This window comes from Finegoldia magna (assembly GCF_018371055.1).
In the GTDB taxonomy this organism is placed as follows: Bacteria; Bacillota; Clostridia; order Tissierellales; family Peptoniphilaceae; genus Finegoldia; species Finegoldia magna_I.
In genome coordinates this window covers 1-6,419 of the sequence record NZ_JAGYZD010000087.1, presented here as the reverse complement: position 1 = coordinate 6,419, position 6,419 = coordinate 1, and the positions used below count along the sequence as shown (strand labels likewise).

The window sequence follows — 6,419 nt, the reverse complement described above, 5'->3', positions numbered from 1 at the left end:
AACAAGGTAATAGATTTAGATGATTAAAGTCGGAATAATGGGTGGGACTTTTGATCCCATTCATATAGGACATTTGATATTAGCTATGGAAGCTATTAACTACAAAAATTTGGATGAGGTGTGGTTTATTCCTACTGGTAATCCGAATTTTAAACAAGATAAAAATGTCACAGACAAACAAAAAAGATTTGAAATGGTGAAGATTGCCACACAAGATAACGATAAGTTTAAAGTATGCGATTATGAAATTAACAAAAATGGCGTGACATATTCATGGGAAACTATGAAATATTTGAGAGAAAATTACGATCATGATTTTTATTTCATAATGGGCGAGGATTCGCTGATGAGTGTGGAAACTTGGGAAAATGCAGAAGATTTTTTGAAAAATACTAAGATTTTGGCTTGTATTAGAAGACAAGAAGAAATGTCCAAACTAGATGAAAAAACCTATGAATTGAAATCAAAGGGATATTTTGTGGAAAAAATTCCTGCAAGTTTTATAGATATTTCTTCTACGAAAATCAGAGAAAAAGTGCAATCAAATCAAGATTTTAGGTATTTCGTGCCAAATCAAGTTTTTGAATATATTATGAGAAACAAATTATATGAAAGTTAAAGAAATAGAAAATAATTTGAGCAAAATGCTCAAAAAAACACGATACGAACACGTTTTGAGAGTAAGGGACAAAGCTATTGAATTAGCAAAGCTTCACAATCAAGACGTTACAAAAATAGAATTAGCGGCACTACTTCACGACTGCGCAAAAAACAACGAAGAGATGTATTTGGATAGGTACAAGAAAGAATTTGAAGAGCTTAGAAATTTAAGAAAAAACGATCCTGATATGGAAAATCCTAAGTTGTTGCATTGCTATTTGGGTAGAATTGTCGCTAACAAAGAATACGGCGTAAATGACGAAGAGATTTTGGATGCGATAGAATTTCACACAACTGGAAGAATTAATATGACTGATTTTGAAAAAATAATTTACTTGGCTGATAAGACCGAAGATAAGAGAGATTATGATGATGTTGATGAAATCAGAAGATTATCCAAAATAAATTTGAATAAAGCAATTGTCAAATCACTAGATGATACGATAAAATATCTTATAGAAGGTGATAGGGAAATATCTATCACTAGTGTTAACGTCAGAAACTATTTATTGAAGGGAGTATAGATGACTGAATTAGAGTTAGTTCAAAAAGCGATAGACGATAAGATTGGAAAAGACATTGTAACTTTGAAATTAGATTCAGCCGTTGCAGATTATTTTGTGATTGCAACTGCCAATGCACCTAACCACGCTCAATCTATTATTGATGAGGTGGAAAAAGTGTGCGACGAAAATGGCTTTGAGATTTTAGGGAAAGAAGGTTACAGCGAAGGTAACTGGATTTTGCTAGATCTTAATGATATTATAGTACATGTATTTACAGAAGAAGCACGTTCTTTCTATGATATAGAAAGATTGTGGAATTAGGAGGACAGTATGAAATTTTTACATTCAGACAAAGCACCTGCTGCAATTGGACCATATTCACAAGCAACATCTGCTAACAAAACAATTTATGTATCAGGACAACTTCCAATAGTTGATGGAGAATTACAAACTGATATAAGAAAAGCTACAAAAGCATCATTAGATAATATTTTACATATTATCGAAACTGAAGGCGGCAAAGTGGAAAACATCGCAAGAGTTGGCGTATTCATGCAAGATTTATCACAATTTTCTGATATGAACGAAGTTTATGCAGAATTTTTTGGGGATCACAAACCAGCAAGAAGTGCAGTTCAAGTTGCAGCTCTTCCAAAAGGAGCTATAATCGAAATAGAAGCAATTGCTGAATTAGACTAAGAATTTTTCCTCTGAGTAATTTTTACTCAGGGGATTTTTTTATTTAAAAAATTTAATTTATTAAAAACTTTTCTTAGTTTATTTGAAAATCTTCAAAATTTATTTTGAATGTCAACAATTATCAAAATTGATACCATTTTGTAACTTTTTATGATATTATGTATGTATATTAGGAGGTTGTATCTATGAAGAACTTAAAAGAGATTGCTAAGGTCTCGTTTGTTGCACTGTCTGTGTCACTAATGATCTCCACAGGATCAATGGCTCAAACAGAAAACGACAAGAAAGATGTAGAAAACGAGCTTAGTGCCAAATATACATCGATTAGCACACACAATCAAAGTAAGTTGACTAAAAAAGCTAAATTGGGATACGCTAACGTAGACAACTTACAAAATGGAAAAAAGGAAAATGATGATTTGAATCGTGAAGATTCAGAATCTACTGATTTAAATAAATATATTAAGGAAAAGGAAGAAAAAACAGAAGTTTCAGATTCTACAAAAGATGAAAAAGAATCTGAAAAAGAAGTTGCACCTGAAAAATCAGATATAAAAGATACAGAAGAACGCTTAGAAGTTTCGCCTATTAAAGCTGAGAAATCTGTATCAAAGGGAAATTCAGAAGAACAAGTTTCTGAAGGAAAAGAATCAGAAGATAGTGAAGTAAAAGCGTTAAATTCTGCTGGACAAATCGTTCCTACAAGAATTGCAGGGAAAAACAGATACGAATCTGCTGCAAAAATTTCAAGAGAACAATTCACTAATGCAAAGAAAGTTATTGTTGTTAATGCACAAAAATACGCCGATTCATTGAGTGCGACAACTTTGTCTGCTGGAAAATATTCTATTTTGTACACAGAAAAAGACACACTTCCAACAGCTACAAGAATTGAAATTCAAAGAATTAATCCTGTAGAAGTGTATCTTCTTGGTGGCCAACAATCTATTAGTTCTGGAATTGAAAACATATTAAAGAAATATTCAAATAAAGTTACTAGAATTGCCGGAAGAGACAGATACGAAACTAGCGCAAAGGTTGCAGCTATGAGCAATAAAAAGAACGTCGTTATTGCAAGTGGAGAAAACTTTAGCGATCCACTTTACGCATCATCTTATGCTCATTCCAACAATGCTAAGATATTGTTAAGTTCTGGAAAAACTTTGTCTAGAGAAACAAGAGATTATTTACTTAGAAATAAATCTAGTATTGGAAAAGTGACAGTTGTTGGTGGAGAACAATCAATCTCATCAGCGACAGTTAGAGATATTCAATCAGCAACTGGCAAAAATGTTGGTAGAATTAGCGGTAGAAACAGATACGATGGATCTGTAAAAGTGGCTAACTCTATGAATAAGGACAAATTATTCATCGCAAGTGGTGAAGATTTTGCAGATGCACTAGCTATAAGTCCATTAGCACAAAAATTAAATGCACCGATTTTGTTAAGTTCAAAAGACAAACTAGACACAAGTGTAATAGCATTCTTGAATAATTTCAAAAACTCAATCAAGGACGTATATATTGTCGGTGGATACAGAACTATCGGTACTAACGTGTATGGTACTGTTACAAATGTTTTGGCCAAACATGTAAAACCAAAACCACAGCCACCAGCTGTAAGAGATCAATCAGATATCATCGAAGAAGATAAGGCTATTGGTTTGCACGATTTTGTAGTTGCGAAACATTCTACAAAACTTTATAATGCTGCAAATAGTTCTGCAAAGTCAGTGAGAAATATAAATACTTCATCAGTTATGCAAGTAATAAAGATTTTAAATAATGGATGGATGCAATTGGATATAAATGGATTTAAAGGATATGCAAAAGTTTCTGATTTTGGAATGTTTAATCCTAACAAATACAGATTAGTATTTCAACAAGGAGCAGACATTTCAAAATTCAATGGCAATGTTAATATGAAATTAGCTAAACAAAACGGAATGGATTTTGTAATATTAAAAGCAGGTTCCGGATACAGTGGTGAAGATCCAAAATTCCAACAAAACTACAGAAATGCGAAAGCAGCTGGATTAAATGTTGGGACATATTGGTATTCATACGCTTTAAATGTTGAAGAAGCTAAACAAGAAGCTCTAATATACTTGAAAATATTGGGTAATAAACAATTCGAATACCCTGTATATTTAGATTTTGAAGATCATTCACAAAGAAGAATTTCCAAAAAAACAAAAACAGATATGGCAGTTGCCTTTATGAGTATTCTCGAGAAGAATGGATACTACACAGGATTATACAGCTCAGGATATTGGATTAACAACGAATTTGAAAAAGAAAGATTAACAGATTACGATATTTGGATTGCACATTGGCACGTTACAAATCCTAACTGCTTCACACCTGATTATGGAATGTGGCAATTCACAAATAAATCAAAAATAAAGGGCGTTCCTGATACAGGAGAAGGTGGAGTAGACATGAACTATTCCTACAAAAACTATCCAAAGATTATCAAAAATGCTAAACTAAATAATTTTTAAATTAGAGCTCTGAAAAGAGCTCTTTTTTTAATGTGTATAATTTACAAAAAATAAGGTATATGGTAAAATTTGAGTTAGTTAAAAGGAGTGAATGATATGAAATTAGGTATTGTGGGGCTTCCAAATGTAGGAAAGTCCACACTTTTTAATGCGATAACAAAAGCGGGTGCAGAAATGGCGAATTATCCATTCTGTACGATAGATCCTAACATCGGACTTGTAAATGTTCCTGATGAAAGAGTGTATAAATTAGCAGAACTTTTTAATTCCAAAAAAATTATTCCAGCAACAATTGAATTTTACGACATTGCAGGTCTTGTAAAAGGCGCAAGCAAGGGCGAAGGTTTGGGAAATAAATTTTTGGAAAATATCAGAGAATCCGATGCCATTGTTGAAGTTCTAAGATGCTTTGAAGATGAAAATATAGTTCACGTTGATGGTTCAGTGGATCCTCTTAGAGATATTGAAACAATCAACTACGAACTTATTTTATCTGATTTGGAAATGGTTGAAAGAAGATTAGAAAAATCCAGAAAAGCTTTGAAAGGTAATAAGGATTTGAATGAAGAAGTGGATCTTCTTGAAAAAATCTACGACGTTTTATCAGAAGGCAAATCAATCAGAATTTTGGATTTGGATGAAGATGAAATGAAACTTATGAGAAGTTTCAATCTTTTGAGCGTTAAGCCAATAATTTATGTGTGCAATGTAAGTGAAGATGAAGTGGCAGATGCTTACGAAAACAACGAAATAGTTCAAAAAGTAAAAGATTTTGCAAAATCAGAAGATGCAAAAGTAGTTGTAATCTCTGCGCAAATTGAATCGGAAATTTCTGCGTTGGACAGCGAAGAAGATAAGAAAGAATTCTTAGAAGCAATCGGTCTTGAAAAATCAGGAATCGACGATTTGATTACACAAAGCTATGATTTATTGGGACTTATGAGTTTCTTGACAACAGGAGAAGATGAAACACGTGCATGGACTATCAAGAAAAACACTCCTGCAGTACAAGCAGCTGGTAAAATCCACACAGACATTCAAAGAGGGTTCATCAGAGCAGAAATCGTGAACTACGATGATTTGATAGAATTAAAATCCATGGCTGCAGTCAGAGAAAAGGGTCTTATGAGATTAGAAGGTAAAGAATATTTGATGCAAGATGGAGATGTAGTTCATTTTAGATTTAACGTTTAGAATAATTTGGCTATGTGATTTGTTCGCATAGCTTTTTATTTTATTATTTTAAATAAGAAGATTTTACAATGGATGTAGATTTTATTGAAGTAAAAACTGAACACAAAAATTTGTTGTGGAATTTGTTACAAAAATATTTGTACGAATTAAGTGACGTATATGGTGATGATATAGAAGATGATGGCAATTATTCGTATGATTATTTTGAAAACTATTTTAACACTGAAGAAAACAGAGAAGCTTTGATTTTTCGATATGACAATAAAATAATTGGATTTTGTATGATTAACGACCATTCATTCACTGAAAAGATCGTTGATTATTCAATGGCTGAATTTAGTATTGTTCCAAAATATAGAAAAAACGGATTGGGTAAGAGAGTTATTTCGAAAGTATTGAATCAACGAAAAGGTAAATGGCAAGTAAAATATTCTTTGGATAATCCAACTGCAAAAAAATTTTGGGAGAATGTATTATCAGATTACAAAAAGATAGAAACTTTGTTGGAAGATAACGAGCACTTGATAGAATTTAATATATAAAAAAGAGAAGCTAGGTATTATAAGGTGACCCAAAAAAAGTTGGATTTTATACCAGAGACATTTAGAAATATTTGTCTCTGGTTTTTTGTCCTCAAATTTTCCCTAGGGGGAATCACAACTAAGCTGCATTCAATTTCCTATATTCAACTGGACTTAAATATCCAAGTTTTTTTTATTCTATCTTCATTGTAATATTTTATATATTCTTCTATTGTCTTTTTTAGTTCGTTAAATGATTTAAACGTTCTACCATAGTAAATTTCTTGTTTTAATATTCCAAAGAAATTTTCCATAGGGGAATTATCTAAGCAATT

At 32.0% G+C, this 6,419-nt stretch carries 7 protein-coding genes and 1 pseudogene; 7 read left to right on the top strand and 1 reads right to left on the bottom strand.

From position 1 onward, the window contains the following. The first annotated feature begins 19 nt into the window (after window positions 1-19). The 7 genes from nadD to KHW44_RS05010 all read left to right on the top strand — a co-directional run bounded on the left by nadD (window position 20) and on the right by KHW44_RS05010 (window position 6,105). Entirely contained in the window at window positions 20-619 is a 600-nt protein-coding gene (gene nadD / locus KHW44_RS05040) for a nicotinate-nucleotide adenylyltransferase (RefSeq protein WP_304066743.1), read from the top strand. Then, window positions 609-1,184, top strand: coding sequence for a bis(5'-nucleosyl)-tetraphosphatase (symmetrical) YqeK (gene yqeK / locus KHW44_RS05035; RefSeq protein ID WP_304066739.1), 576 nt, complete (start codon window positions 609-611; stop codon window positions 1,182-1,184). The genes nadD and yqeK overlap by 11 nt, the downstream gene beginning before the upstream one ends. Beyond that, entirely contained in the window at window positions 1,185-1,487 is a 303-nt protein-coding gene (gene rsfS / locus KHW44_RS05030; RefSeq protein WP_002835520.1) for a ribosome silencing factor, read from the top strand. A 9-nt stretch (window positions 1,488-1,496) separates the two neighbouring features. Next, window positions 1,497-1,865 carry a RidA family protein gene (locus tag KHW44_RS05025; protein ID WP_002835519.1) on the top strand — a complete coding sequence of 123 codons (369 nt, stop codon included), beginning with the start codon at window positions 1,497-1,499 and terminating at the stop codon, window positions 1,863-1,865. 185 nt (window positions 1,866-2,050) lie between these two features. Next, entirely contained in the window at window positions 2,051-4,369 is a 2,319-nt protein-coding gene (locus KHW44_RS05020; RefSeq protein WP_304066733.1) for a cell wall-binding repeat-containing protein, read from the top strand. A gap of 96 nt (window positions 4,370-4,465) precedes the next feature. Next, window positions 4,466-5,563 (top strand): redox-regulated ATPase YchF, encoded by a 1,098-nt coding sequence (gene ychF / locus KHW44_RS05015; RefSeq protein ID WP_304066730.1) that lies wholly within the window; start codon window positions 4,466-4,468, stop codon window positions 5,561-5,563. 68 nt (window positions 5,564-5,631) lie between these two features. Further along, window positions 5,632-6,105: a GNAT family N-acetyltransferase gene (locus KHW44_RS05010; RefSeq protein WP_304066727.1), complete on the top strand. Its 474-nt coding sequence runs from the start codon at window positions 5,632-5,634 to the stop codon at window positions 6,103-6,105. A gap of 118 nt (window positions 6,106-6,223) precedes the next feature. Here KHW44_RS05010 and KHW44_RS05005 read toward each other — a convergent pair. Then, window positions 6,224-6,419: pseudogene (locus KHW44_RS05005) on the bottom strand (IS3 family transposase); the annotation flags it as partial.

What these genes read in the sequence shown, in the direction of transcription:
- nadD (WP_304066743.1), top strand. Translation starts at nt 20, where the DNA reads ATGATTAAAGTCGGAATAATGGGTGGGACTTTTGATCCCATTCATATA.
- yqeK (WP_304066739.1), top strand. Translation starts at nt 609, where the DNA reads ATGAAAGTTAAAGAAATAGAAAATAATTTGAGCAAAATGCTCAAAAAA.
- rsfS (WP_002835520.1), top strand. Translation starts at nt 1,185, where the DNA reads ATGACTGAATTAGAGTTAGTTCAAAAAGCGATAGACGATAAGATTGGA.
- KHW44_RS05025 (WP_002835519.1), top strand. Translation starts at nt 1,497, where the DNA reads ATGAAATTTTTACATTCAGACAAAGCACCTGCTGCAATTGGACCATAT.
- KHW44_RS05020 (WP_304066733.1), top strand. Translation starts at nt 2,051, where the DNA reads ATGAAGAACTTAAAAGAGATTGCTAAGGTCTCGTTTGTTGCACTGTCT.
- ychF (WP_304066730.1), top strand. Translation starts at nt 4,466, where the DNA reads ATGAAATTAGGTATTGTGGGGCTTCCAAATGTAGGAAAGTCCACACTT.
- KHW44_RS05010 (WP_304066727.1), top strand. Translation starts at nt 5,632, where the DNA reads ATGGATGTAGATTTTATTGAAGTAAAAACTGAACACAAAAATTTGTTG.